Genomic DNA, 25,103 nt, shown 5'->3' with positions numbered 1-25,103 from the left:
AAAACAATGTAAACGAAATGTAAATGTATTTTTTTAGAACATTAATGAGCGTAAATTTGCACCCATGAAGCAAGTAATATTCCTCCTTTTGATGGGATTGAGTTTTGGAAGGCTCAATGCGGCCACTCCCGGCACAGACGACCATTTCTCCGATCAGGTCAACCTGTCCCTGCGGCAGGTGGGTCACCAGTTACTCCAGTTGGCGGGGGATGAGCGTTCTACAGTGCCTCCGGTTCAAATGACCGGTCCCAATGAATTCACCCTCTACCTGGAGCATTCCTTCAACTATGATACCCTGCCCCAGCTGCTCAACAAGGCTTTCTTGTCTTTTGGCATTCACCGCGATTACCAAGTGGCCATCAAACAATGTATCGACAATACTACCATTCTCGGGTATAACCGGCTGGCTTTTACCGCTGGCGAAGTTCCGTGTGTTGGAAGAGCATTAAAGTCCAGCTGCAACAACATAGTACTCACCTTTATCTCACCGGCCGGCCCTCTTGCCGGCAATCGGAGGCAATTGATTCCCTGGTTTCTTTTGGGTATAGTGGGGATAAGTTTTGGTTTTTACTGGAAGACAAATAACAGGACTAAAGTCGCTTCGACCTCAACCAATTCCACCATGGCTTTGGGCAATATCAGCTTTGATTTCCAAAATCAAATCCTTCAATTAAATGGAGAACAGCAATCGCTGACTTTCCGGGAAAACAAACTGTTGTACTTTTTAGCTTGTCGCCCCAATGAAGTCATCGCCCGTGACACCCTGCTCGAAGAGGTTTGGGGAGACGAAGGGGTCATCGTCGGTCGCAGCCTGGATGTGTTCATTTCGCGCCTGCGGAAATTGTTGAAAGCGGATGAAGGGGTAAATATTAAGACCATACATGGGGTGGGGTATCGGCTGGAGGTTTGAGTTTTGGATAAGGCTTGTATAATCTCGAAGCATATGAAGAAGGCACCTCGGGTGAGTTCGAAAGCCGCTGATATGGATTGACGGAATTAACCGAAAATCCTCCATGGGTTCCGTAGTACCTTGAGCCAATAACTTAATCCCAAAAAAAAAAGCTTGCCAAAATAGAGGAATAAAACAGAGAAAATATCTTATTTCCCGATACTGCCCATTTCCACCCCTTCGGAATAGGCCACTTTGATGTTGTGGTCGTGGAAGGCGGTTTTGATCTTTTCGTAGGTCTGAAAGCGAACTTCCCAGAAGTCATCGGGGCTGACGTATGGACGTACGGCGAGAATGATGCTGTGGCTTTCGTAAGTTTCTATCCCTACTTCAGGTTCCGGGTCCTGTAAAATTTTGGGAATCGTTTTCAGGGCGTCCAGAATAATTTGTTTTACCTGTGGAAAATTTTCAGCGTAAGGCATGGTCACCTGGAGTTCCATGCGGATGAAGCCCTTCTTGGAATAATTGGTTACGATGCTTTCCACAACCTGTCCATTGGGAATGATCAGTGTTTTGCTGCCAGGGGTAACTATGGTGGTATTGAAAATCTGGATTTCTTCCACTTTGCCAAATTTTTCCTGCACTTCTATCCAGTCACCTACTTTATAAGGTTTGAAAATCAGGATGATGATGCCGGCAGCGAAATTGCTCAAACTTCCCTGGAGGGAAAGACCGATGGCAAAACCGGCAGCAGCTAATACCGCCACAAAAGAAGCCGTCTCAATACCAATAATGCCCGCTACACTGAAGATGATCAACACCTTGAGGGATATGCCCAGGATAGAAGTTAAAAAAGGGCGGATGTTGTCACTGATACCGGCTTTCTCCAGGGCTTTGCCCACGATGGCGGCCAGCTTGTTTACAATTTTAAACCCTGCCCATAGGACGACCAGTGCAAGGCCCAGCTTGGGGGCAAAGTCGATGACCATAGTGCCTATCTTCTCCACGTAAACATTGAGTTGTTCCATTATTTACAGGTTATTTCGTTTTTCTGAGCGCAAAAATAACATATTCCTGTAAAGCGTGGAAGGGAATTGGTGAAATGATAAATTTTAAATTGATGATTCCCGGAAAAGTCAAAATTAATAAAACAGACAAATTCCGAGATGGAAATTCCGGAATCAGCGAAAGCAGATCGAACTACATTTTCCAGGGGAGGGACAAAAAAAAGTGCTGCCCCCGAATCAATCGAGAACAGCACTTTGTTGTTTTTTAAAAATTAAATGATCAATGCTAAACTATAATCTTCCGGTAAACCATCCTTTACAATTTTACATTTTACATTTATAATTTTAAATTTCTTAGTTTACATCCCAGAATACAGGAGTAGTTTTTAAGTCACCGCCAATGGCAACACCTGCTGCTTTTACATTGTCTCCGTTAAGAGAGAATTCTGTAACAGGATAAGTATAACGCTTAGGCGTAGGCACTTGTGCTACAGCTGCAATGTTCAAAACAGGAGCATCGTAAACTTTGTAGGTACACCATGCTTCAAAGCCCATGTCATAAAGTGCGATCCACTTCTGGAGCGCGATCTTTTCTTTCCATGTACCCGGAGCAGTAGCATAAGCTACGTCAGCCTGAGCAAGGTAAGCCGCTGCATCATCAGCAGAGCCACCCCATTCCATGATAGAATTGGTTACTCCTGCATTATAGTGATCCGCAGCAGTTCCACCAACACTATATCCTCTTTCAACGGCATCAGCCAAAAGGAATTCCACTTCAGAGTAACTCATGATGGTACCTGGATGGGTTGGGTCTTCCTGGATATAACCAGGTTTTGAGCTGGTAGGGAAGCTACCGTTATCACCGTAAACTCCACCAATAACATTGCCGTCTACGTCCAAATCTTTGAAATAATACGCTCTTCTCGGATCGTTAAGATCATTCATATAGTCACCCAGGGTATTGGCAGCAATAAAATCAGAACGTCCACTCTGGACTAACTGATCCCACAATGGGTTGGTATATGGAGGAGAACTTTCGTAAGCAAGTTGGAAGTCATCATCACTGGAAGTGAAAACACCGCTTGCCACAGCTGCTTCAGCCATGGATTTTGCTTTTGCATTATCCAGATCAGCGATACGGATAGCCAGTTTCAACTTCAGAGAGTTACCGAATTTTTTCCATTGTTCGGCATCACCACCGTAAATGAGATCAGCTTCCATGCCGGTTGCGCCGCCAAGGTCATCGATCGCTTTATTCAGGTTTGAAATGATCGTGGAATAAATATCCGTATCATTGTCATAAGCAGGCGTAATGATTCCTTCTGCTAATGCTTCAGTAAAAGGAACATCACCGAAAACATCCACGAGCACAGAATAAACATAAGTTTCCATGATGGCCAGGATGGCATACTGATTGTCCTTTACTTGCTGTGTCAAAACCACATCGGCCTCGATAAACTTTTTAGCATCTTTGATATCACGCAGTACAGTAGCATACATGGTATTCCACATTCTACCGTTTACGTTACGTTCAACCAGTTCGTAGTTTGATTCGTCCGCATAAGTAGTCTGTGACCACTGTTGTGCCCATAATCTGAAATTATTCCAGTTCACATTGGTTTCAGTCATTAAATCAAAAAGGTTGAGCGTGGCATGACCGATAAGGGAACTTGCCGGTACTACTTCAGGTTTTTTCGTGTCAATGTTGAGGTCAGAGATATTGTCTGAACAAGCTCCGAGCACGAAAACCATTAAGACGAGAAATATTATTTTTTTCATATTTATTAATTTTTAATTAATGTTCAGAGGAAACGAAAACAAGATGAAAAATCAATCCTGTTTTCATTTCTTCCTATTAATTTTTACGATTCAATTAAAATCTAACTTTAAGGTTGAATCCGACCTCTTTAACAGAAGGATAAGCACCTGACTGGTTTCCTAAGTAACTACCTGCACTCAGACCAGCTTCAGGGTCAGAGTATTCAGAGTTCTTGAAGATAATCCAGAGGTTTCTTCCGATCAGTGACAAGTCGATTCCTCCGATGAAGTTATTTTCAAATAATCTTGAAGGAAGCGTATAAGTCAATGTTAATTCTCTCAGTTTTACGTAAGAAGCATCATAAATGTGTTCAGCGTTTGGAGCAATTGCGCTACCAAATGAAGAATAATAATCTGATGCATAAGCATATTCAGTATTTACGGTACCGTCAGAAATCGGTTTTCCATCTTCATCTGTACCGGTTTGAAGCACACCACCAATTGGTAATCCACCACCGTCGGCAGGTAAATCCCTGATTGGATTTCCTTTATCGTTGTTTCCGGCAGTAAAGTCATACAGACCTGTAGATGTTCCGTACCACATATCCAGTGAGAAGAAGTCTCCACCTTTCTGGATGTCGATCAGGAAGCTCAATGCCAGGTTTTTGTAAGAGAATGAGTTCAGGATTCCTCCCTTCCAGTCTGGGTTTACGTTTCCGATAACCTCAGGGGAAGCTGTTTTCCTTGGGCGTACTCCTCCGTATGGGTGAGGATAAACAATAATTTCTCCATTGGTGTGGTAAACGTAGTTGGTTCCCCAAAGTGCACCATAAGGCTCACCTTTGGTTGCGTTGATGGTTACTCCACCCTGTACGTTTGTCAACTGGATATTGGTCTGATCTTCAAACAATTCAATTACTTCGTTCTGGTTCTTAGCCCATGTCAGGTTCAGGTTCCAACGGAAGTCTCCCATTTTGATTGGCACAGTATTCAAAGCCAACTCAAGTCCCTGGTTCTGAATGTTACCTGCGTTCACGTATCTGGACAAGCTACCAGTAGCTCCTGTTACTGAAACAGGAATGATCTGGTTGTAAGTATTAGATCTGTAAACAGAGAAGTCCAATCCAATTCTGTTGTTCAGGAAGTTCATTTCCAAACCAGCTTCAAGACTCTTGGTATTCTCAGCTACCAGGTCAGGATTCTTTTCAGGGCCTGTTGCTGTAGCCAATGCAAGTCCAGAAAAAGGAGTTGAAAGGCTATAAGTATTCAAAATAGACTGTGCAGGAGCAGGGCTACCTACTTCAGCGTAGTTGAATCTCAATTTACCGAAACTCAATACAGAAGAATTCATCAATTCAGAGAACACGAGGCTCAAAGAGGCTGATGGGTAGAAGTAACCATTGTTTGCTTTAGGCAATGTAGAAGATATATCATAACGTCCTGCGAGATCTAAGTACAGGAAGTTGTCATATCCAACACTTGCTCTGGCAAAGTATCCATTGGTTCCAATCTGATAAGCATTTTCACTAGGAGCCGCAGGAGTATTAAGGCTGTTTGATAAAGCGTAGATGCCCGGAACAACCAAACCTCCATTAGTGGAAGCACCAATGTAAGAATATGCCGTTCTGCGTATGTTCATACCGAGGTTACCGTCAAAGTTGATTTTATTGTCAGTACCGAAGTATTTGTTGAAAGACGCGATCAGGTCATAGTTCATTTCTGAGAAATTCCTGTTACGTCTTAAGTACATAGGTACATCAACAGATCCAACTGCGATTCTTTCTTCCTGGATATCATCATAACGGTCCATAGATACACGTCCCATCAGGCTGAACCATGAGTTAAACTCATAGGTTAAAGCAGTGTTTCCAATAACCCTGTTACGTTCATCACTTTCAAAATTTTCGTAACGTACGAAGTAATAGTTGTCAAAGTAGTGCGGAGTGGTGGAAATGGAAGGATCCAAAGGACCATAAGGATTCCAGGAAATGTTCTTACCTGTGTCGAAGTAAGCATTTTTCAATGTTACCATATCAGTGGACACCTGGTACCACTGACGGAAAGACTGGTTAGGGTTCCTGTTGTCGTATCCTGTTCCGTATCTTCCCAAACCTTTCGTATTGACGAAGTTGATGGAAGACGAAGCTTTCAATTTATCGGTAACATCATAACCACCGCTGAAAGCGATTGTGTTTTTCTTGAGGCTACTGTTAGGCAGGTTACCTGTCTGGTCAAAGTTAGTATAACTCAAACGGTACTGGCTCTTGTCGCCTCCACCATCGATAGCGATACTGTTGTTGTAGGTAAATCCTCTTTCGTAGAAGGTTGACGCATCATTTTCTGCGGCAACGTGAGGAACCAACTGCTGGTAAGTGGACAATTCAGGGTAGTAAGACTCCCATCTGTACACCATCAGGTTAGGATCGAATTCAGGTCCCATGGAAGCATCTTCGTAAGTTGCCACACTAAGTTGGCTACCTGCTCCATTGCCGAAATCGAAATAGTCAAATCCAGGAGGATCGCCTTCTACGCCATCTGATTGGTACCATCCAAGCTTTGTAGTATAACCACCACCATATTGCTTCTGGTAGCGAACAAAGGTTGATTTGTCAATGGCACTGGTAGTAATACCTGAAGAAATAGTAACGCCAAGGTCTTTCTTCTTGCTTCCTTTTTTGGTAGTAACAAGGATAACACCATTCGCAGCGCGTGATCCGTACAAAGCGGTTGCCGCAGCACCCCTAAGGATGGAAACAGACTCAATATCTTCAGGGTTGATGTCCATGGCATTGTTACCAAAGTCATAACCACCGCGGCCTGTTTGTTGGTTGGTAGTATTAGTGATGTCATTGGAAATCGGCGTTCCGTCCACAACGAACAGTGCCTGGTTGCTGCCATACAAGGATTTAGCACCCCTGATCACAACGTTAGAAGATCCCCCCATCTGGGTACTTCTCTTGATATCCACCCCGGCTACTTTACCGGAAAGGGAGTTGATGAAGTTAGCATCTTTTGCTTTGGTAACTTCTTCCCCTGAAACTTCCTGGGTAGCATAACCGAGAGATTTTTTATCTCTTTCGATACCGAGAGCCGTAACTACGGCAGCATTAAGGGTAACTCCTTCTGCCATAATAACATCAACAACATTACTGGTGCCGAGTTCTACTTCCTGAGATTCAAAACCAGTATAACTGAATACAATGGTTTTGGCTCCTTCTGGAACGGAAAGCGAGTACTTTCCATCAAAATCTGTAACGGTACCGGTTGTGGTACCTTTCACGAGAACGCTCGCGCCGATAAGGGTTTCCCCTTTGGCGTCAGTAACTGTCCCGCTTACGGTTCTTTGTGCCATGGCTAAGCCAAATGCAAAGAACACAAATGTCAAAACTAGTGATAGTCTTTTCATACTTAAGTCCAATTTAGTTAAAAAAAGATTTAATTAAAATAATACAATCGGGCAAACTCCTGTCCTATATATAAAACAAGATTTTAGCCAAGCGATAAAAAAATTAAAATGAAATATCCATTAAGTTGTTTTATCCAAATTTGTTAAAAAAGCCTTTTGCAGACAATTTAATTTACTGAAAATGAAGTAGAAACAAATAGCGTTTGGGATTTGCTAATTTGAATATGTTCACAAGAATAGTAGTGTAAGGATTATTATGTTCTTTTGTTTCTGTCCGTTGGTTGCGTAAGCTTCCACTGAACAATACGTTTGAATGGTCCAATGTGCTGCCACAAAGTTAATTAAAAGTTAAATTTATTCTGATAATCGGGCTAAATATAATTGAATGGTATTCTTTAACCCGAAATAAAGCGCATCGCTGATGAGGGCATGGCCTATGGAAACTTCCAGTAACCCGGGGATCATCTGCCTGAAATACGCGAGGTTGTCCAGGTTGAGGTCGTGGCCGGCATTGATCCCAATGCCTATATCGTTGGCCACCCTGGCCGCCCGGACAAACTCCCGGATGGCTTTTTCCCGATCTTGCGCATAAAACTCGGCATAAGGTCCGGTATAAAATTCAATGCGGTCGGCGCCGACTTTTTTGGCTCCTTCCACCTGGGCTTCCACCGGATCGAGGAAAATGGATACCCTGATGCCTTTTGCTTTCAGCCGACCGATCACCTCCTTCAGGAAAATTTCATGTTTGATGGTATCCCACCCCTGATCAGAAGTCAGGGCATCGGGATCATCAGGCACCAGGGTACACTGGTCCGGTTGATGCCGTAGCACCATCTCCAGGAAACTTTCCGTAGGATTGCCTTCTATATTGAATTCTGTCTGGACTACTTCCTTCAACAACGGGACATCGGCATACCTGATGTGTCGTTCATCCGGCCTCGGGTGGACGGTGATGCCCTGTGCTCCGAATTTTTCACAATCTTTAGCTACCTGTACCAGATCAGGCAGATTACCGCCTCTTGCATTTCTGATGAGGGCTATTTTATTTATGTTTACACTGAGTCGAGCCATTTTTTATTTCTATTTTTACCGCAAATTTAATCTTTTAAAATAAAACATGGAATATACTGATCCAACCGAAGAGAGGGAACCCGTGGACAACCGGCCAAACTTTGGACAATTGCCGGGATTGGTGGAGATTCTTTTTGTTATATTCCTGGTCATTATCCTCGGATGGGGCGGTAGCCAGATCGCCCAAATGATTGCCCGCAGCAGCGGCCAGGATCTGGAAACGCTGTTGAAAACGCTGGGGGAAAATAATACCCTGGGCAACAGGAACCTGGTTCGTTTTGCCAACCTGGCAGTACACTTTATGTCCTTTACACTGCCTTGCCTGCTGCTTGCCATTTTTATTCGGCGTAATAAATGGTACGAATATCTTTCCCTCAATGTGAAACCGGAACCCCGTATCCTCGCTTTGGCGAGCGTCCTTATTTTTGTGGCTATGCCTTTTACCAGCCTGATTTATTGGATCAATATGCAGATACCGCTACCGGAATGGGCCACCTCCCTGGAGCAAGGAGCCGAAGAGATGATCAATGCCCTGCTCACCATGGACAGCCCGGCAGAGTTATTGTTCAACCTGCTCATCATAGCCATCGTGCCGGCAATAGGCGAAGAACTTTTATTCCGGGGCGTTTTTCAGAAGGTACTGACCAGGTCGTTGAGGAATGAACACACGGCCATTTGGGTCACGGCTTTCCTTTTTAGTATGATGCATATGCAATTTGAGGGATTTTTCCCGAGATTTCTGTTGGGGGCTATATTGGGATACCTGTTTAGCTGGAGCCGGAATTTGTGGGTGCCCATTACGGCACATTTGGTTTTTAACGGTATCCAGGTAATATTGAAGTATTTTGCCGGTGGACTGATGGAAAATATGGAGGCAGGGAGCGTGGACAAGCCGCCATGGTTCCTGGGCATCATCTCTTTGATTTTTACCATTGCGCTTGCACTGCATATAAAACGGGCGTTAAAAAAAGAGGATACAGTATGACCGTGCCTTTTCTTAAAAACAGAAAGGATCGCTATTTTACTTACTAAGTATTAAAGATATTGGAATGAAAGGTTTCGTGCAAAGGTTGATTACTGCTATCGTTTTTGTGGCCGTAATGTTGGGAGGGTTGTTTGGAGGATTGACCTCATTTCTCCTGCTGTTTGGTATCATTGGCGCACTTTCACTTTGGGAATTTTCAGGCATCGTACTGAAGGATGGAAAGCATACCGGATTGAGATTATTTGGAATATTTTTCGGCCTTTTCCCTTACTTTTTGCTGGCGATGGGGCGCCTCGGTCTGGACATTCCCCTGTGGGTTTATTCCCTTTTCATCGGAGGGGTATTTTTGGTTTTTATTTATGAGTTGTTGCGACAGACGGCGCATCCTTTCCACCTTACAGGTTATTTATTTGCAGGAGCCGTGTACATTGGCGGGTCGCTCACTTTATTGCTGACGGATGCATTTTTTACACTGGAGGGTTATAGCCCCTACCTGATATTCAGTATGTTGCTGTTGGTGTGGTCGAGTGATACAGGGGCCTACCTGGTAGGTTCTTTAATCGGTAAAACGCCACTGGCTCCGAAAATTTCACCGAAAAAAACCTGGGAAGGTACCGTTGGCGGATGGGTATTTTCCATGTTGGTCAGCATCGCCTTGTTTTATATTTTCAAGGAGGATTTTCTCGAACTTTGGCAATTTATGGCCCTGGCCCTGATATGCGGTGTTTTTGGCACCCTGGGCGACCTGGTGGAATCCAAGTTCAAACGCAGTTACGATATTAAGGATTCGGGGAATTTGCTTCCGGGACATGGCGGGATGCTCGACAGGTTTGATGCCTTTTTTCTCGTAGTTCCTTATGTGTACATTTTTCTAAGCCTGGTTTAAAAAAAACAGGGATAAACCTACATTGGCTTACCCCTGTTACTGAATAAAGTGCTGAGGACTTTATTCCTTATCGAAACGCAATTCTTTGATTTTAAAATCTTCTGCCACCTTTTCAAGGTAAATGTAAACCCTGAAAGTGGCGTCCTTTGTTTCCATATTTCCGATACAGTAATGCGCAGCACTTCCTTTGGAGGTGCCCTGATGTACCTGTACAAAGGATAAAGGACGATTTTTGCCGAAAAATTTTCGAACGGCTTCAATAGCGGCCGGTTTGGAATATTCGTTTCCATCATCTGCAATCGAAATTTCAACTTTTGGACCGAAATATTGTCCTAAAGCATCCGCGTCTCCATCATTGATGGCGCGGGTGATAGCAGCTAAATCAAAACTCAATAATCCTATGACCGGTGCCAGAAACAGAACAAAAACAAATGATTTTTTCATGTGTTTTCTCGTTTAATTAAACTTGTGAATATGCAATTTTTCATTGTAAACTCACAGGCTTTGGTTGAAATTAATCCTTTCAAAGAAAGGTTAATTGATATTTTTTAAATAATAGTTCAACTTTTTAAGGTCGTTAACTTTTATTAAGACGCAAAACCTGCCTTTAGTAACATATCAGTAAAAGGTGCTGAAATAATAAATTTAAAACGGATCAATTCCTTTAAATTTTAAATTTATCATTTTGCCTTTTTAATTTTCATACGGGTGTATCTATCCGGCTGCAGAGTAAAGCGAAGGGTGTTTAACCGTTTATCATGAATTGATTTCCTGGAATCCATAATGATAACGATTCGTAAGCCATTATTTGGAGGTATAAACGTTTTTTTAACAAAATATTGTATCCTTATGCTAAATTTGTTTAACCCCCGTAACTTTCTTTGCCCCGAAAAACATAACGCCCGATTCTCTGAAAAGTAACACAGGGTATAATTATTCGGAGGAGATTTTTTAAAAAATCAAAACTTTACGCCCTTGCGGCTCGCGGCTATTCGTGTACGGGGCTGGTTTTCGAGAGACTAAATAAACATCCTCTAAATTTCAGATCATGCGTATTTCAAATTAAATTCATTTCAATGCTCAATATAGGCTTCGATGCAAAACGATTATTCAATAATTTTACCGGACTGGGAAATTACAGCCGTACGCTTTTGCTCGACCTGTCCGCCAATTTTCCTGAAGAAGTCTATTTCCTTTATACGCCTAAAGTAAAAAGCTTGCCGGCCACCAATTTTTTTCTCAATAGCCCCGGATTTCAGGTGCATAGGCCAAAACGTGCTCAAAAAGTGTTCTGGAGATCCCTGGGCATCAAAAAAATGTTGAAGAAACACGAAATTGATGTGTTTCACGGGCTTAGCCATGAGATTCCATTGGGCATCCAGCATACGGGAATCAAATCTGTAGTCACCATTCACGACCTCATTTTTAAACATTACCCGAAACAGTATAAACCCATCGACAATTTGATTTATGATGCGAAATTTAAATATGCCTGCCGCCATGCCGACAAAATTGTCGCCATCAGCGAAAGCACACGCAAAGACATCATCGATTTTTACCACATCGATCCCGAAAAAATTGAAGTGATCTATCAATCCTGCAACGATCAGTTCAAGCAAAAATGGACGGTCGGAAAAATAAATGCGGTGTTGGAAAAATACAACCTGCCCCAGGATTTTATCCTGTATGTGGGGTCGGTGATAGAACGCAAAAATCTGCTGAATATCGTCAAGGCCATAAAAATACTCCCCAAAAATGTAACCCCTCACCTCGTGGTGGTCGGTGAGGGCAGCGCCTATAAAAATAAGGTCCATGAATTCTTGGCTGAACATGGAATGGAAGAGCAGGTTTCTTTTATTGCCCCTGTTTTTGAAGATATCCCGGCTTTATACCAGCAGGCTAAAGTCTTTGTTTATCCGTCTGTTTATGAAGGGTTTGGGATACCGGTCATTGAAGCTTTGTACAGTCACACTCCCGTGGTCACTTCCAACGTATCCTCCCTTCCCGAAGCTGGTGGCCCGGATACCCTACAGGTGGATCCCGCATCCATTGAGGCATTGGCGGAAGCGATAGAAAAGGCCCTGACCGATGAGCAGTTGCGACAACATATGATTACCAAGGGGTATGAATATGTAAAAAAATTTGACGGAGACGAAGCGGCAATACAAATGATGGAGATGTATCGAAAGCTGAATATTATGTAAAAATAGCCGTTATTATGCCAAAAAACCTTTGCGTCCATTGCGCTTTCTTTGCGCTCATTGCGGTTAAATGCCTATTTTGCGGTTTTCTTTATGATCCTAATTTAACACCATGGTAAGAAAAGTTGAACACATCGGCATTGCCGTCAAAAACCTGGAAGAGAGCAACGCGCTTTTTGCACAACTTCTCGGCAAAGACCATTACAAAATAGAGGAAGTCCTTTCCGAAGGCGTACGCACTTCTTTTTTTGAAACCGGCGATTCAAAGATCGAGTTGCTTGAAGCCACCGACCCGGAGAGCCCCATTGCCCGGTTTATTGAAAAAAAGGGGGAAGGCATTCACCATATCGCCTTTGAAGTGGAAAACATCGGGCAGGAAATGGAGCGATTGCGGCAGGAAGGTTTTCAGCTGCTCAATGAAACACCCAAACGTGGGGCCGACAATAAGCTCGTCTGTTTCATTCATCCCAAAAGTGCCAACGGCGTGCTCGTTGAACTTTGTCAAAGCATATAAATGGAACTGGAATATTACCACTACATCATCGCCATTGTAGGCAGCGCGCTCGCGGGGGCCATCAATACCCTCGCCGGCAACGGTTCGGCCATTACGCTGACGATCCTCACGGAACTGCTCGGCCTGCCGGGCAATATTGCCAACGGAACGAACAGGGTGGGGGTGCTTTCCCAGACGGTGGCCTCCACCTATGCATTCCATCGCAAAGGCAAACTCCATATTTTTGAGAGCCGTTATTACATTATCCTCACCATCATCGGGGCAATGTTCGGGGTTTACGTGGCCACCCGCATCTCCAATGAAGCCTTTATCCAGGTATTCAGGTACCTGATGATCGTGATGCTGGTCGTCGTGTTGGTCAAACCCAAAAGATGGCTTCGTGAGACGGATACTGACAACCCGCCCTCCATGTGGTTTATCGTGCCGATGTTTTTGGCCCTTGGCTTTTACGGCGGGTTCATTCAAATGGGCATGGGGATCTTTTTTCTCGCCATCATGGTGCTGGGTGCCCGCCACAGCCTTATGGACAGCAATGTCATTAAATCGCTCATTGTGGCCGTTTATACGGCGATTGTGTTGGTCATCTTTCACTACAAGGGATTGGTCGATTGGAAAATAGGCGCTATTATGGCGGTAGGGCAAATGATCGGAGGATATGTTATGGCCAATGTGGCGGCGAAACATCCCAAAGCCAATGTCTGGGCTCATCGGGTTTTGGTGGTGGTGGTGATCGTGGCGATTTTGAGGTTATTTGATGTGTTTTAAATTTTTACATACTGGTCCAGCACCCCGGATATCTTTTTTCTAAATTTTAACGGTTTTAAAATTTGTAATCCTAAATCAGAAAGGATAGGGGTAAGATACATAGAAGCATACCAGAACTGCAGAATGTAGAATATCCAATATAAAATGTAGAAGTATTGATGGCGTAAAGCTATACCTTTGCCGCCCCAAAAATAAAATTAAATTGCCATGATCTTTAAAGACTTATTCGCCGTATCCCTCATCCTCTTTTCAGTGATTGATATCATCGGTTCCATTCCTGTGCTGATCGATATGAAAAAGAAGGGCATAGAGATTGAATCCGCGAAAGCTTCCATCGTAGCATTGTTGCTCATGACTGTATTTTTATACGGCGGAGCCTCCATCCTCAAATTGTTCGGGGTGGACATTCCCTCATTTGCCGTGGCCGGGGCAATTGTTATTTTTTTAATTGGCCTGGAAATGATCCTCGGTATCCGGATTTTTCACGATCCGCCAGACACAAAATCAGGGAGTATTGTACCCATTGCTTTTCCTCTCGTGGCCGGGGCAGGTACCATGACCACCATTATCGCACTCAAAGCGAAATACAGTGTGATTGATATACAAATGGGCATTATTTTAAACATCGTTTTCGTTTACCTGGTACTGAGATCTTCTACCTGGATCGGAAAAAAACTGGGTAACGGCGGGGCGATGATCCTGAGAAAGGTTTTTGGTATCATCCTCTTATCCATTGCGATAAAGCTGTTTAAGGACAATTTTATCATGATGGCGAGCGGGAATTAAAATAGTCTAAAATTCAAACCTGTCTTCCGTTGTGCCACAGGTAGATGAAGCGCCGCGACATCCAGTACAGTAGGTCGGGATAGCTCCATGAGTTTAGTCAAAAAAGCTGCTGTACTCTATGTGCCTATGTGTTAAAAAATAGTCCAAGTGCTCAATTTGAAAGATGATTTTTAAGCAAAGAAATTAAGACGTTCGAATTGATCCAACCCTTTAATCTCGTTTGAAGGTCTATATAATTGAACCTTAGATTGTTTAGTAAAAAAATGCCGATATGAAAAAATTACTTTTGCCCGCCATTTTCATGTTACTGATGTTTGCCAATTGTCACCAGGAAGCAACTTCTCCGACCAATAATATGGTACACGGAACCATTACCGGCCCTAATCCTATGGCCTGTCCGACCATTTGTTGCAGCGGCTGGTTTATTGAAATTGACGGACAAAACTATCATTTTTTAGATTTCCCGGAAGGCAGTGAATTCAACGCCGATGATATCACTGACTATCCTTTCGAGGTACTGCTCGATTATGAACTTTCGGATGATTGTTGGGAAAATACGATCGTGCTACTGGAGATCGAGGCGGCGTAGGTGCTAAGCCGATGTGACATCTTCGCGTGTGGGCCATTAAGGCGGGAAAAAAGGTGTCATCTCTGCCCGATACATGCCGGCCGGGCCCGGCAAACAACATTTTTCCTCCTCCATGGAACTTTTTTCCTGAATCTTTAGTTTTAGGTTTCAAATCATTAAAAAACCCGGAAGGGAACCTTTTATGACACATACTTATCGACATACAGAAAGTATCGGTGCCGAAATTCGGTCGGCACAACTTGTAACTCAGGGGCACCTCGCCTTTGCCGGAATTCGTTTTTCAGAATTTCGAATTACAAGTTGTTGTCAGTATTCCCTTTTCTAACAGTCTCCACTCATAGGAGTCCGGACTGTTGGAAAACAGCTCCGGGCGGCATTTCTTTCTTTTTTCCAGATTTATCATCCGTAGTTGTTTTCCAAAAAAAATATTGAGGATAGGCAGATACGGTTTGCTGCGCTGCTTTGCTAAAGCAGTCTGCCTGTTTAGGGTAGTGAGGGTTCGAATCCCTTGTCCTCCACAAAGTATATGCTCAGGTAACCGCCCGGTCTGATATGCCGGAGTCAGGTAAGGGTTGAAAATGTCGGTTCGAGTCCGCCCCTGAGCACCAAAGGAATGTAGAATGTAAAATATCAAATGTAAAATGTAAAAGTTGTAGGTTTTTTCCCATATCCAATTCTCAACCCCCACAACTTCCTTTTACATCCCGGCCCTTGGGATTCCTTTTCGCGGGATCTCACTTCGTTCGGTTTTACATTTAGCGTTTTACATTTTACATTTCAAATACGGGCATGTTCCCAGGTGGTAATGGGACAGGACTGCAAATCCTGAATTCGTGGGTTCGACTCCCATCATGCCCTCTAAAATATGGCTCGGGTAACTGTCTGCTAAGACGAGGGGACATCCCCTGATGTCCGAAGCATGCCGATAAAAAAATAAAAAAGATCGATCGGAGCGATTGCAATTTGATGTTTTAAGAAATTAGGTTACATGCTTAAAACTAAACCGACATGATTTATGGGACAGGATAAGGCTGGCAGCTTCGAGCCCCCATACGCACATCATATATCCAGCTCCGTCCATTCCAGGCGGGTTCATGAAAGGGAGATCGACCCCCTTCTCTAAAGCTTCTCGCTGAACGGTTCAGTGTCTATTGAAATTAGAACGAAAATCAGGACAAGCAGGTTTATAACAAGTAAATACATTATCTTTGAAGGGAAAATTTCCAAAAAAAGCAATATGAGTGAATTATTAAAAAGAATAACAATAGATGATAAGGTTTGTAATGGCAGGCCAACCATTCGGGGGTACAGGATAACGGTGCAAACTATTCTGGAGTTTTTACTGGCAGGGACCAGCGGGGAAGAAATTCTGGAACAATACCCTGTTCTGGAATCTGAAGATATTGAAGCCTGTAAAGAATTTGCATTGTCGATGATGGAAAACAAATATTCTGTAAGTGGAACCGCAGCCTGATGGAAAGGTATTTGATCGATGCTACGGTATTTTTCTTTTCACTCATAGTAATATGCTCAAATAAGTTTTCATCTGTGCTTCTACCCTTAGCAATCGGGCGAAATACAGGAGTTTTTCAATATTCCGGTCTTTTTCTTTGAGGTAGTTTTGAAGCACTTCCTTCTCTACCTCCTTTCCGATTTTATTCCTGAACTTGATGGCGTCACATACAGATTTTTCTTTCTCATAAATTTTTACGGTTGTTTTGCCAATTTTAATCTCTGCAATACCCAGACTCCAATATTGTTCACTCCAAAAGTATACTTTGATGGGAGGGTAGTCCGGGAGCAGGACTTTTTTGTTTTTTTCAATAGCAATATGATATTCAGGAGGTACGAAGTCCGTGAGTTCGTAATAATTCCATGCAGTAAACAGACATAGAACGCCATCGGGAATCATCCGGCTTATTTCCTCCATCTCATCGTCAGGGGTTAGGTTGGATAGTCTGTATAGCCCTCTTTTTATTTTCAATACTTCGCCTTGTTCCACAAGTACGTTTAGATAATGATTATGGAAACCACCTTCAAGAACATCCCTGGTTCTTACATAACCATTGTGTTCCCTGATAAATTCGAGAAGTGTTTTTTCTTTTGACATTGTTGTAAAAATCACCGCTAATATAAACAAAAGCGGTGATTTTTACAAAAAAAATGTCAAACCTTATGCTTTTGCAGGGCGTTTAGCCAATCAGGAAAGGTATCGTTGATACGAAAGACATAAAAACAAAAAAAGCCCTGAATTGCTTCAGAGCTTTTGCAGACCTACAAGGACTCGAACCTTGACTGACAGAACCAAAATCTGGAGTGCTACCATTACACTATAGGTCTTTTTGCCTCGCTATTCAACACCAGGCAGGTACCTTGGTTAAAAAGCGATGCAAATTTATAACAAAAAACTATTCAAAAAAAGTTCCGGTCATCTTTTTTTTAAATAATTTCCTAGAAATCATCTATTGAGGCAAATCCCCCGAAGCGAAAGGTGATGTTTCCGATAGGAGAAGAGAAATCTTCGTTGGTCAGTCCCGGCAGTTTGTTGACCCCGCTCACTACCCTGTAGCCCCCGGTAAAGCTGATGTGCATGAATTTTGTGACGTTGAGTTCCACGCCGATTTCAGGGAGCAGACTGATGATCCGGTCTGAATAGGGCGCCTCTTTTTCGAGGAGCAATTTTGATTTGCCCCAGCCAATTTTTAAGCTGCTGTAAAAATGTAGCAGCTTGTAAGGCTTCTGGACGTAACCCATCCACAGTCCACCATGTTTGAAAAGGATGTCGTAGGTTTTGTTTTCATAGGTATATTCCGGAAAACTGGTCCCCATACCGTACCCGCCGAGGAAAAAATTGTTGAGGATGAGGGCGCCGCCGCCGCCAACGTCCGCCGTAAGCTGACCGTTGATCTGGCTGAATTCAAGAATGGGACCGCCAAAGGCTCCTGTAAAACTGAGGTCGCTGATCAGGGTTTCTTCCTGTGCACGGGCCACCTGGAAAATAAAAACGAAGCAAACGCCGAGTGATAATATCTTTTTCATGGTGTTGAAATTTGTTTTTTAAAGGTGAGAACAAGAACGTTCATTCAAATGATGACAAAGTGGTCTTTTATCCCCTATGCCAGGCAGCAATTATTGATCGGGGGGCGTTAATGTTTTCGAGAGCAGGTTTAAACATGTCCTGGGGTTTATTTGTTAAATTCTCTTTGTTTCCCGGCCGACCGGTAAACGTTAAAATTTTCGATTATTACCGGATATTGCCTAATTTAGGGGTTTCTATTTGACAAGTAGAAGGCTGTTTATTTACCAAATGCCCGTTTATTGATGGATATCGCATTGCAACTCGATCATCAGGAGGAAGACCTGATAAAAGCCTGCATTCGCAAAGAACGCTGGGCCCAAAAGATGCTGTACGAAGAGTATTACGGCGTCTTAATGGGCGTTTGTTTGCGGTATTCCAACGATGGGGAGGATGCCCTGGATATTTTACATGAAGGTTTTATCAAAATCTTCAAAAACATTGGAAGATATCAACTCGGAACATCTCTTTCCGCCTGGATGAGAAGGATAATGATCAATACGGCAATTGATTTTTACCGGAAAAAAGTCAGGCGCAGAACGGGTACGCTTGAAGAAGCCTACGAAGTCAGCAGCAGTGATGCAGATGCGGTGAGCCAGTGTACGGAACAGGAGATACTGGAGGCCATTCAACTGCTTTCTCCTGCTTACAGGGCGGTGTTCAACCTTTATGCTATTGAAGGGTTTGCACACAAAGAAATTGCCGATTTACTGCAGATAACGGAGAGTACCTCCCGATCGAATCTGGTAAAGGCACGCATTAAATTAAAAATTTTGTTAAATAAGCGTTTTTCGGGTGATGAAGAATAACAGGGAATTTGATGATTTCATAAAGGAAAAAATGCAAGGGCTGGAACCGTCCTTAGCTCCTGAATCCTGGGACTTCCTGGAGCAGAAGATGAATGCTTCAGAAGCCGTGGAGGATAATGCCGTTCCCGAAAATGAGATGATCGACCAGATAAGTTACGAAAAACTGCACAATTACGAAAAGCCGTTCAACAAATCCCACTGGGAATTAATGGCCGGCAAACTGGAAAGAGAATTTTATTTTATCCAGGAACTTTTCCGGATGAAAACCATGGAAGTGGGCCTGATGTTGCTGCTTTTGCTGACCATCGGCCGGTTCATTCCCACCGAAACCCGTCCCGCTCCCGTAAATACGGATAAAAATCTTATCGTTCATAACTCCGGTGCCAACCGCCAGGAAGTTGTTAATGTCCCTGATTTGCAGGCCGAAAAGCTTCATTCCAACGCTGCTGAAGCTCAACCTGCCGAAAGTTTCATGGAAAATGTTGCCGAAAGTAACGGATTTGAAAAAACAGGATTGGATGGAATAAGCATCTTATCCAATCTTCATGATAGAACTCAAATGCCCTTTATCGAAGCCAGAGCCATGGCTTTATTGGAAAACAATACACCAAGATCTTTGGGTCTTTCGCCTGTAGGAACCCATTCGGAGATAAGGATACATCTTCCCGTCGTGCAAGAACTGACTTCCGGTGAAATCGCTCTTTTGGAACCTTCCAAAAGGCTATTGGGCAGGGATCGGTTTAAGTTTCCCCAGGAAAATATCATCGTTCGGATAGGAATGTACGGATCACCCAATGTGGATCATATCATCAACCAGCCTTCTGTCATCGGGGGAGAGGAAATTCCCTCCCTTAACCGTTACGCGCTGGGGTACAGTGGTGGAATTTCAGCAGGTTTCGGCGTCAATCGTTTTGAAGTGGAAACCGGACTCATTTATACTTCCAAGAGGTATGAACCCATTGAAGTACAGTTTGTGGCCGGAAATGTTGAAAAAGGATTTAAGAATGAGGCCTTTAAGTTTTTTGAATTCAATACCCTCTCCGTTCCACTTAATCTGAAGTATGATTTTGTTTCCAAAGGCAAATGGCGCGTGTATGCCTTAGCAGGCGGAGCCATCCATTTTACCGCCCAGGCCTTTTACCATGTCGGAACTCCAGAGCTTTCGGATGATAGCAGGGATGAGCCTTCTACTTACGGGGGGCGCAATAGTGTTATCGAACAACTGGAACGCGGGCTGTCAGAAGGTCTTTTCCAGGAGGGAGGACTTCGGGAAAATACTTACCTCAGTGTGAATGGAAGCCTCGGGTTTGAAAGATATATCAGCGACCGCTGGAGTTTCTTTTCACAAGCCAATTACCAACATACTTTATATTATTACGGCGGTGGTTTGGGACCCTTCAAGGATGTCTTGCATACCTTTTCGGTATCGACTGGTTTGAAAGTCAGAGTGTTGGGAAATTAAATTAGCGTTGTGCTAAAGATCTTTTTTCAAACAGGGCCTTCTGTTTGAATTCAATTCCGTGTAATAAAAATAATTGCTTTAAATTAAATTCCGATTGCCCAGTGCTTTTGTGCCCGGGGAAATATCATCAAGAACCCAGGCCTTGTTTAATTTACTTTAATTACCGCAATCTATCTAAGGTGCTCTGCACCTTGAAACCTCTTTCCTCTTGTTTGGTGACAAAGGTTGCGGTGCTCTGCACCTTGAAACCTCTTTCCTCTTGTTTGGTGACAAAGGTTGCGGTGCTCTGCACCTTGAAACCTCTTTCCTCTTGTTTGGTGACAAAGATTAAGGTGCGCTGCACCTAATGGTATTCGGCGATTAAATGTTCAAAGCCAATAATCACAGGGCGATAGATGGCTTTTAAAAAATTTAATTTCCAGGAAAAATCTGAAAAATTTTCCTATTCAAAAATTATAATGAATCTTTTGCTACACAGGACTAATTACATCCATCCGGATAAGTATCCGTCAGGTAAACATCCACCTGTGTTCCTTTTTGAATCTGCTGTCCTGCCTCGAAGGGAGGATCCTGTTTCCAGACAAAGGCACTGTTCCTGTCAGCCACATCACCGAATATCCTTCCGATGATCAGATCGTGGGTTTCTAGCAGAAAGGTCGCAGCTTCGTAATCCTGGCAAACGAGGTTGGGTAAGGATACGGTGGCAGAAAACCGGGTTGTGATCACACACTTAATCGTATCTCCTTTATGGGCTTTTACGCCTCTGCGGAGGTCGAGCCCGGAAATCTTTTTGCCTTTGTAGGTGATGTAAAGAATCGTATTTTCAGAATATTTTGCGTTAAATTCTTTTTCAATAATGTGGTTGAGCCCTCTTGCTTTCAGATGCTTTTTGTAAGTGTCGTAATTATCCATATCCGAATAATCGGGTATTTCAACTTCCTCCATTTTACCGTTATTCACGGTAAGGTAGATGGTTCTGCCTTCCTTAACACGGGACAAAGGTTCGGGATATTGCATCAATACCTTGTTGGCGGGTTGTCCAAAGATCTCTTTTACTTCAATGCGGAAGTCTTTTTTGCGGATCTTACGCCGGGCATCTTCCAGGTCCATGCCAACGTAATTGTCTACCTGCATAGATTCATTGTGATGCGTGTACACTTTCAGCAATACGGTTAAAATCCAGAAGCAGAGGATCAGGAACAGGAATATGGCGCCCAGGTTTTTTAAAAAAACCGGTGATTTGAGGAAATTCCAGGCGTTATTTAAAAAAATCTTCAGCTTATCTTTGAGATGGTCGCCTGGTTTTGGATCCGGTTTTTGTTGTTCTTTGGGCTCAACGGTAAATTCCATAAGTTACTTTACTTTATTTTTTTTTGATGAAAACATCAAACCCTTTCGATTCGAGTTCTTTTTTTAATTTGGCAGCTTCATTGTAGGAATCAAACCGGTTCACCAGTGCTACGGCCAGCGCCCCCCCGTTAAAAAGCTCTACTGCTGCCTCATCATATCCCATTTTTTTAAGTTTGCTGACTTGATTGGAGGCATTGATCTTTTGTTTATAAGAACCAGCCAAGACCATGTAGGCTCCTGTTTTGGTACTTTCATTATAGGAAGTAGGCGTGGTTTTTTCAGGCGTTTTAGTGGCTGTTTCCTCCTTTTCGGTGAGCTGGTCGGCAGCATCTTCAGTAACAGGGAAATCTTCAGCGGTGGCAGGTACATCTTCTGAACTTTCCCCCGAAGCAGGAGTATCATCAGAAACGACATCCCCCTCATCATCAAGCGTGTAATCATCCGCCGGGTCATAAGTTGTAGTATCCTTTTGTTCAGAGACTTCTGTGGTCGTTCCGTCCGTTGGATTCATCAGTCGGACCGTTTTGTACACCAGGAATCCCAGCGCACCCACACAAATGGCAACAATTAAAATAGTGATGAAATCGAGTTTTGACATAGCCATATTATAAAGCTTTTAGTGATTCAATTATTTTTCAAGGTACAAAGAAAAGTAATTTTTCCTTGATTTACAGGCATCAGTATTATTTAGTGTTATGATGCTGTATAAACAATCAATGTTAAGGAAAAGTAAGGAGATTTTAATAAAAAAAACAAATTTTTTCATTTTCGTAAAATAAAAAGGCCTGAATATGCATTTTATACACCATGCCGGCCAAAACAAACAACAAAAGCATTCACTTCCGGTAATTTCCTTTTTTCTTTTCTCTTTCCTTGGTTTACTCCATGACTGAAAAATCAGTCAGAGTAATGATTATTTTAATAATGTTTTAATCAAAATTAAAACCATGATAATGCTATGCGGTAAGTCTACACTTTTTTAACAAAAATTGTGCATCATGAAGAATACCCTTTTTGCTTTTTTAGCCATGACCCTTTTGCCTTTGACTTATTTGTCTGCGCAAGAGGTCGCTGTTTCTCAAATTATTTCAGAGGAACCCAATAGTTCAGCAGTTGTGGAGGACCCTAAAATCCCCGGGGACGATTTATCAAAACTTACCATGGAAGAAAAGAAAAGGTTGGTTTTTGAAACCGTTAACGGAGGAGATACAAAAGAGGTCGCGGGCTTACTCAATTCTTCTGTTTATTATCTCAAAAATGAAGAGGGAGAAACCATCCTTACCCAGGCTATTCTGAACGGCGATTTAAAAATGGTCGAACTCCTGGTTCAGAACGCCATATCGAATTACAAAAATGAAGCAGGAGAAACACCGCTGAGCCTTGCCCTCAAGCTGGGGAGTGCCGAAATCGCCAATATCCTCCTGACTCGTGCCAAGCCTTCTCTGAAAAATGAACAGGGAGAGGCTCCTTTGTACCTGGCCGTCGACCTGGCCAACCTCGACCTGCTCCAGAATTTAATCGACAGGGGAGCGGATGTCAACAGAAAATCCAACGGGGTAACCCCGCTTGCCCAGGCTGTAAAGCAAAACCAGCTAAAGACCGTTGCGCTCCTCATCCGCAATGGTGCCGATGCCAGTAAAGCCAATGATAACGGGGAAAGCCCCTTGTTTCTTGCGATTGAAAATGGCCTGACGGTAATGACAGGAGTGCTTTTGTTTAAAAGCAATCACCCGGGTAAGGATGCCAACTGGCAAACACCACTTGGAGAGCCTCTGCTGAACCTGGCGGCCGCCCAGGGAAATGAGCAGATGGTAAGACTATTACTCGATTACGGCGCCGACCCAAACCAGGTGGATTTTATGGAAAATTCCGGGTTAAATGTTGCGGTGGAAAAAGGTTTTGATGCCATAGCCCTATTGTTTTTAGGAAGAGGGGCCGATCCTGATCATCCCAATATTATGGGGACGACACCGATCATGGCCGCGGCACAAAATGGCAATGAAAAACTGGCTAACCTGCTGGTAGAACAGGGAGCCAACCCAGATAAACGAAATTTTGAAGGCATCGCCGCCAATGATTTTGGCAATTTCCAGTATATCCTGACGGATGAAGGGTTACAGGATTCAATCATCGACGTATTCAATGCAGATAAAGGCATTAATAATTGACGTTATGCGTTAACTCTGTTTTAAATTAATTCCGGGAAGGGTTCTGATTAATTCAAAAATTGGAAATGCACAGCGGCTCAAAGAGATATAAGGCGTCAGATGGCTTCGGGAAGTGGCAAAAACAAAAAATGATTCTTATCTGTGGATGTTTAAGTTATTTCAATTCCCAAGTAAACGGAATCGGTGCCACTTAACGGGAAAATCGCCTTATATCAAACGAAAGAGCCTGATAAAACCTTCGATTATGCCATCCGATAATACCGGGTTTGAGCTTGCCGCCTTGCATTTCCAGGCCTTTTTTCTATCTTTTTTTGGCCGGAAAAAAAGATAAAGGATTCAAAATGAACACATCTAAAACAGGCATTTCAAAAGCTAAAAGCAACGTGCCTATCTGATATTCGGGCGAGAACCATTTTCCAAAAAGAATCAAAATAATTTATTATTGGATCTGTCCGCGTAACGTCAGTTAATAATTGATCATTTAGCTCCTGATCGGCTTTCCAGAGGAGAGAAAGCCGATCAGGAATCTAAAAAAAGAGTTACTTATTCTTAAACTCGGCCTTCCGCTTTTCCACAAAAGCTGTAGCGCCTTCCACAAAATCTTCGGTATTGGTGGTTTGTCCAAATGCTTCCACTTCTTTGGCAAACCCATCTACGTCATGCTGTGCATAAGCGTTGACGGCTTCGATGATCTTGGCAATGGCTACAGGTCCTTTGCTGGCGATTTTTCCGAGCAGAGCCTTGCTGCTGGTCACTTCCTCACCTGCCGGCACCACATGATTGACGAGTCCAAGTCGATGGGCTTCGGCGGCATCGATCATATCCCCTGTCATCAGCATTTCCATAGCTTTTGTCTTACCAATACACTGGATAAGGCGTTGGGTGCCTCCGTAACCCGGAATGATGCCCAGGCTTACCTCCGGTTGGCTAAAACGTGCTTTTTCACCGGCAATCCTGAGGTGGCAGGCCATGGCCAGTTCGCAGCCACCGCCCAGGGCAAATCCGTTGATGGCGGCGATGACCGGCTTGTGAAAGCGTTCAATCAGGAAAAATGTGTCATGCCCGAATTGAGACATTTCTCTGCCGCCGCCTATATCGCTAAGGTTAAGGAATTCCTTGATGTCGGCCCCGGCCACGAAAGATTTTTCGCCGGCCCCGGTAATGATGATCCCTTTGATATGGGGCCTCCCGGGAGCATCTTCAGCAAACAGGTGGTGCAATTCCTTCATGGTTTGCCCGTTGAGTGCATTCAGCGCTTTCTCGCGATTGATGGTAACGATGAGGATTCCTTCTTCTTCGGATAATTGTAAATTTTGGTAGGTCATATTTGAAATGGTACATTTTGATTGATCGGACAAAAATAGGCTATTCGGTTGTCTTT

General features: G+C 43.3%; 22 protein-coding genes and 3 tRNA genes. 14 read left to right on the top strand and 11 right to left on the bottom strand.

The genetic code is table 11. The features are described 5' to 3' along the window. The first annotated feature begins 64 nt into the window (after positions 1-64). The gene (locus H6571_24960) at positions 65-910 is read left to right on the top strand and encodes a winged helix-turn-helix transcriptional regulator (protein MCB9327001.1); all 846 of its coding nucleotides are present in this window, start codon (positions 65-67) and stop codon (positions 908-910) included. A 188-nt stretch (positions 911-1,098) separates the two neighbouring features. Here H6571_24960 and H6571_24955 read toward each other — a convergent pair whose 3' ends face one another. The 4 genes from H6571_24955 to H6571_24940 form a co-directional block, all read right to left on the bottom strand. Beyond that, entirely contained in the window at positions 1,099-1,917 is an 819-nt protein-coding gene (locus H6571_24955; GenBank protein ID MCB9327000.1) for a mechanosensitive ion channel, read from the bottom strand. A gap of 333 nt (positions 1,918-2,250) precedes the next feature. Next, on the bottom strand, positions 2,251-3,675 hold the full coding sequence (locus tag H6571_24950) for a SusD/RagB family nutrient-binding outer membrane lipoprotein (GenBank protein ID MCB9326999.1): 1,425 nt from the start codon (positions 3,673-3,675) through the stop codon (positions 2,251-2,253). 94 nt (positions 3,676-3,769) lie between these two features. Further along, positions 3,770-7,060: a SusC/RagA family TonB-linked outer membrane protein gene (locus H6571_24945; GenBank protein MCB9326998.1), complete on the bottom strand. Its 3,291-nt coding sequence runs from the start codon at positions 7,058-7,060 to the stop codon at positions 3,770-3,772. 354 nt (positions 7,061-7,414) lie between these two features. Then, positions 7,415-8,131, bottom strand: a complete 717-nt coding sequence (locus H6571_24940; GenBank protein MCB9326997.1) for a pyridoxine 5'-phosphate synthase — start codon at positions 8,129-8,131, stop codon at positions 7,415-7,417. Between the two features lie 46 nt (positions 8,132-8,177). On the opposite strand from H6571_24940, the gene H6571_24935 reads away from it, so the two are divergent. Both H6571_24935 and H6571_24930 read left to right on the top strand, forming a co-directional pair. Next, entirely contained in the window at positions 8,178-9,116 is a 939-nt protein-coding gene (locus H6571_24935; protein ID MCB9326996.1) for a CPBP family intramembrane metalloprotease, read from the top strand. A 64-nt stretch (positions 9,117-9,180) separates the two neighbouring features. Further along, a complete protein-coding gene (locus H6571_24930) occupies positions 9,181-10,002 on the top strand; it encodes a phosphatidate cytidylyltransferase (GenBank protein ID MCB9326995.1) in 822 nt (273 codons plus the stop codon). 60 nt (positions 10,003-10,062) lie between these two features. Here the strand turns inward: H6571_24930 and H6571_24925 are convergent, their stop codons facing one another. Then, positions 10,063-10,446: a DUF4783 domain-containing protein gene (locus H6571_24925; GenBank protein ID MCB9326994.1), complete on the bottom strand. Its 384-nt coding sequence runs from the start codon at positions 10,444-10,446 to the stop codon at positions 10,063-10,065. Between the two features lie 632 nt (positions 10,447-11,078). Between H6571_24925 and H6571_24920 the strand changes: the two genes are divergently transcribed. The 8 genes from H6571_24920 (at position 11,079) to H6571_24885 (ending at position 16,331) form a co-directional block, all read left to right on the top strand. Then, the gene (locus H6571_24920) at positions 11,079-12,206 is read left to right on the top strand and encodes a glycosyltransferase family 4 protein (GenBank protein ID MCB9326993.1); all 1,128 of its coding nucleotides are present in this window, start codon (positions 11,079-11,081) and stop codon (positions 12,204-12,206) included. Between the two features lie 109 nt (positions 12,207-12,315). Continuing rightward, on the top strand, positions 12,316-12,717 hold the full coding sequence (mce, locus tag H6571_24915) for a methylmalonyl-CoA epimerase (GenBank protein ID MCB9326992.1): 402 nt from the start codon (positions 12,316-12,318) through the stop codon (positions 12,715-12,717). Beyond that, positions 12,718-13,482 carry a sulfite exporter TauE/SafE family protein gene (locus H6571_24910; GenBank protein ID MCB9326991.1) on the top strand — a complete coding sequence of 255 codons (765 nt, stop codon included), beginning with the start codon at positions 12,718-12,720 and terminating at the stop codon, positions 13,480-13,482. 207 nt (positions 13,483-13,689) lie between these two features. Continuing rightward, positions 13,690-14,268 (top strand): MarC family protein, encoded by a 579-nt coding sequence (locus H6571_24905; protein ID MCB9326990.1) that lies wholly within the window; start codon positions 13,690-13,692, stop codon positions 14,266-14,268. A gap of 271 nt (positions 14,269-14,539) precedes the next feature. After that, positions 14,540-14,857 (top strand): hypothetical protein, encoded by a 318-nt coding sequence (locus H6571_24900; GenBank protein MCB9326989.1) that lies wholly within the window; start codon positions 14,540-14,542, stop codon positions 14,855-14,857. 430 nt (positions 14,858-15,287) lie between these two features. Then, positions 15,288-15,375 (top strand) — tRNA-Ser (locus H6571_24895). Positions 15,376-15,642: 267 nt separating this feature from the next. Beyond that, positions 15,643-15,715, top strand: a tRNA-Cys gene (locus H6571_24890). Between the two features lie 379 nt (positions 15,716-16,094). Beyond that, the gene (locus H6571_24885) at positions 16,095-16,331 is read left to right on the top strand and encodes a DUF433 domain-containing protein (GenBank protein MCB9326988.1); all 237 of its coding nucleotides are present in this window, start codon (positions 16,095-16,097) and stop codon (positions 16,329-16,331) included. Positions 16,332-16,373: 42 nt separating this feature from the next. Here the strand turns inward: H6571_24885 and H6571_24880 are convergent, their stop codons facing one another. The 3 genes from H6571_24880 to H6571_24870 all read right to left on the bottom strand — a co-directional run bounded on the left by H6571_24880 (position 16,374) and on the right by H6571_24870 (position 17,896). After that, positions 16,374-16,967: a type IV toxin-antitoxin system AbiEi family antitoxin domain-containing protein gene (locus H6571_24880; protein MCB9326987.1), complete on the bottom strand. Its 594-nt coding sequence runs from the start codon at positions 16,965-16,967 to the stop codon at positions 16,374-16,376. Positions 16,968-17,126: 159 nt separating this feature from the next. Further along, positions 17,127-17,197, bottom strand: a tRNA-Gln gene (locus tag H6571_24875). A gap of 111 nt (positions 17,198-17,308) precedes the next feature. After that, on the bottom strand, positions 17,309-17,896 hold the full coding sequence (locus tag H6571_24870; GenBank protein MCB9326986.1) for a hypothetical protein: 588 nt from the start codon (positions 17,894-17,896) through the stop codon (positions 17,309-17,311). A gap of 282 nt (positions 17,897-18,178) precedes the next feature. On the opposite strand from H6571_24870, the gene H6571_24865 reads away from it, so the two are divergent. After that, on the top strand, positions 18,179-18,742 hold the full coding sequence (locus tag H6571_24865; protein MCB9326985.1) for a sigma-70 family RNA polymerase sigma factor: 564 nt from the start codon (positions 18,179-18,181) through the stop codon (positions 18,740-18,742). Continuing rightward, positions 18,729-20,204: a hypothetical protein gene (locus H6571_24860; GenBank protein ID MCB9326984.1), complete on the top strand. Its 1,476-nt coding sequence runs from the start codon at positions 18,729-18,731 to the stop codon at positions 20,202-20,204. Before H6571_24865 ends, H6571_24860 begins: the two co-directional genes overlap by 14 nt. Before the next feature lie 480 nt (positions 20,205-20,684). Here the strand turns inward: H6571_24860 and H6571_24855 are convergent, their stop codons facing one another. Together H6571_24855 and H6571_24850 are read right to left on the bottom strand one after the other, a co-directional pair. Continuing rightward, on the bottom strand, positions 20,685-21,554 hold the full coding sequence (locus H6571_24855; GenBank protein MCB9326983.1) for a PASTA domain-containing protein: 870 nt from the start codon (positions 21,552-21,554) through the stop codon (positions 20,685-20,687). 13 nt (positions 21,555-21,567) lie between these two features. Next, the gene (locus tag H6571_24850; GenBank protein ID MCB9326982.1) at positions 21,568-22,158 is read right to left on the bottom strand and encodes an SPOR domain-containing protein; all 591 of its coding nucleotides are present in this window, start codon (positions 22,156-22,158) and stop codon (positions 21,568-21,570) included. A 394-nt stretch (positions 22,159-22,552) separates the two neighbouring features. On the opposite strand from H6571_24850, the gene H6571_24845 reads away from it, so the two are divergent. Further along, positions 22,553-23,722, top strand: a complete 1,170-nt coding sequence (locus tag H6571_24845) for an ankyrin repeat domain-containing protein (protein MCB9326981.1) — start codon at positions 22,553-22,555, stop codon at positions 23,720-23,722. 539 nt (positions 23,723-24,261) lie between these two features. Here the strand turns inward: H6571_24845 and H6571_24840 are convergent. Then, a complete protein-coding gene (locus H6571_24840) occupies positions 24,262-25,047 on the bottom strand; it encodes an enoyl-CoA hydratase/isomerase family protein (GenBank protein MCB9326980.1) in 786 nt (261 codons plus the stop codon). Between the last annotated feature and the right edge of the window lie 56 nt (positions 25,048-25,103).

It is taken from the genome of Lewinellaceae bacterium, assembly GCA_020636105.1.
Classification (GTDB): domain Bacteria; phylum Bacteroidota; class Bacteroidia; order Chitinophagales; family Saprospiraceae; genus BCD1.
The sequence above is the reverse complement of the archived record's forward strand: the minus strand, read 5'-3'. Positions and strand labels throughout refer to the sequence as shown.

Excerpts from the sequence above, each read along its gene's own strand:
- H6571_24910 (MCB9326991.1), top strand. The coding sequence starts at position 12,718 with ATGGAACTGGAATATTACCACTACATCATCGCCATTGTAGGCAGCGCG.
- H6571_24900 (MCB9326989.1), top strand. The coding sequence starts at position 14,540 with ATGAAAAAATTACTTTTGCCCGCCATTTTCATGTTACTGATGTTTGCC.
- H6571_24880 (MCB9326987.1), bottom strand. The coding sequence starts at position 16,967 with ATGTCAAAAGAAAAAACACTTCTCGAATTTATCAGGGAACACAATGGT.
- H6571_24885 (MCB9326988.1), top strand. The coding sequence starts at position 16,095 with ATGAGTGAATTATTAAAAAGAATAACAATAGATGATAAGGTTTGTAAT.
- H6571_24925 (MCB9326994.1), bottom strand. The coding sequence starts at position 10,446 with ATGAAAAAATCATTTGTTTTTGTTCTGTTTCTGGCACCGGTCATAGGA.
- H6571_24850 (MCB9326982.1), bottom strand. The coding sequence starts at position 22,158 with ATGGCTATGTCAAAACTCGATTTCATCACTATTTTAATTGTTGCCATT.
- H6571_24935 (MCB9326996.1), top strand. The coding sequence starts at position 8,178 with ATGGAATATACTGATCCAACCGAAGAGAGGGAACCCGTGGACAACCGG.
- H6571_24960 (MCB9327001.1), top strand. The coding sequence starts at position 65 with ATGAAGCAAGTAATATTCCTCCTTTTGATGGGATTGAGTTTTGGAAGG.
- H6571_24950 (MCB9326999.1), bottom strand. The coding sequence starts at position 3,675 with ATGAAAAAAATAATATTTCTCGTCTTAATGGTTTTCGTGCTCGGAGCT.
- H6571_24920 (MCB9326993.1), top strand. The coding sequence starts at position 11,079 with ATGCTCAATATAGGCTTCGATGCAAAACGATTATTCAATAATTTTACC.
- H6571_24855 (MCB9326983.1), bottom strand. The coding sequence starts at position 21,554 with ATGGAATTTACCGTTGAGCCCAAAGAACAACAAAAACCGGATCCAAAA.
- H6571_24905 (MCB9326990.1), top strand. The coding sequence starts at position 13,690 with ATGATCTTTAAAGACTTATTCGCCGTATCCCTCATCCTCTTTTCAGTG.
- H6571_24870 (MCB9326986.1), bottom strand. The coding sequence starts at position 17,896 with ATGAAAAAGATATTATCACTCGGCGTTTGCTTCGTTTTTATTTTCCAG.
- H6571_24845 (MCB9326981.1), top strand. The coding sequence starts at position 22,553 with ATGAAGAATACCCTTTTTGCTTTTTTAGCCATGACCCTTTTGCCTTTG.
- H6571_24930 (MCB9326995.1), top strand. The coding sequence starts at position 9,181 with ATGAAAGGTTTCGTGCAAAGGTTGATTACTGCTATCGTTTTTGTGGCC.
- mce (MCB9326992.1), top strand. The coding sequence starts at position 12,316 with ATGGTAAGAAAAGTTGAACACATCGGCATTGCCGTCAAAAACCTGGAA.
- H6571_24940 (MCB9326997.1), bottom strand. The coding sequence starts at position 8,131 with ATGGCTCGACTCAGTGTAAACATAAATAAAATAGCCCTCATCAGAAAT.
- H6571_24865 (MCB9326985.1), top strand. The coding sequence starts at position 18,179 with ATGGATATCGCATTGCAACTCGATCATCAGGAGGAAGACCTGATAAAA.
- H6571_24840 (MCB9326980.1), bottom strand. The coding sequence starts at position 25,047 with ATGACCTACCAAAATTTACAATTATCCGAAGAAGAAGGAATCCTCATC.
- H6571_24955 (MCB9327000.1), bottom strand. The coding sequence starts at position 1,917 with ATGGAACAACTCAATGTTTACGTGGAGAAGATAGGCACTATGGTCATC.
- H6571_24945 (MCB9326998.1), bottom strand. The coding sequence starts at position 7,060 with ATGAAAAGACTATCACTAGTTTTGACATTTGTGTTCTTTGCATTTGGC.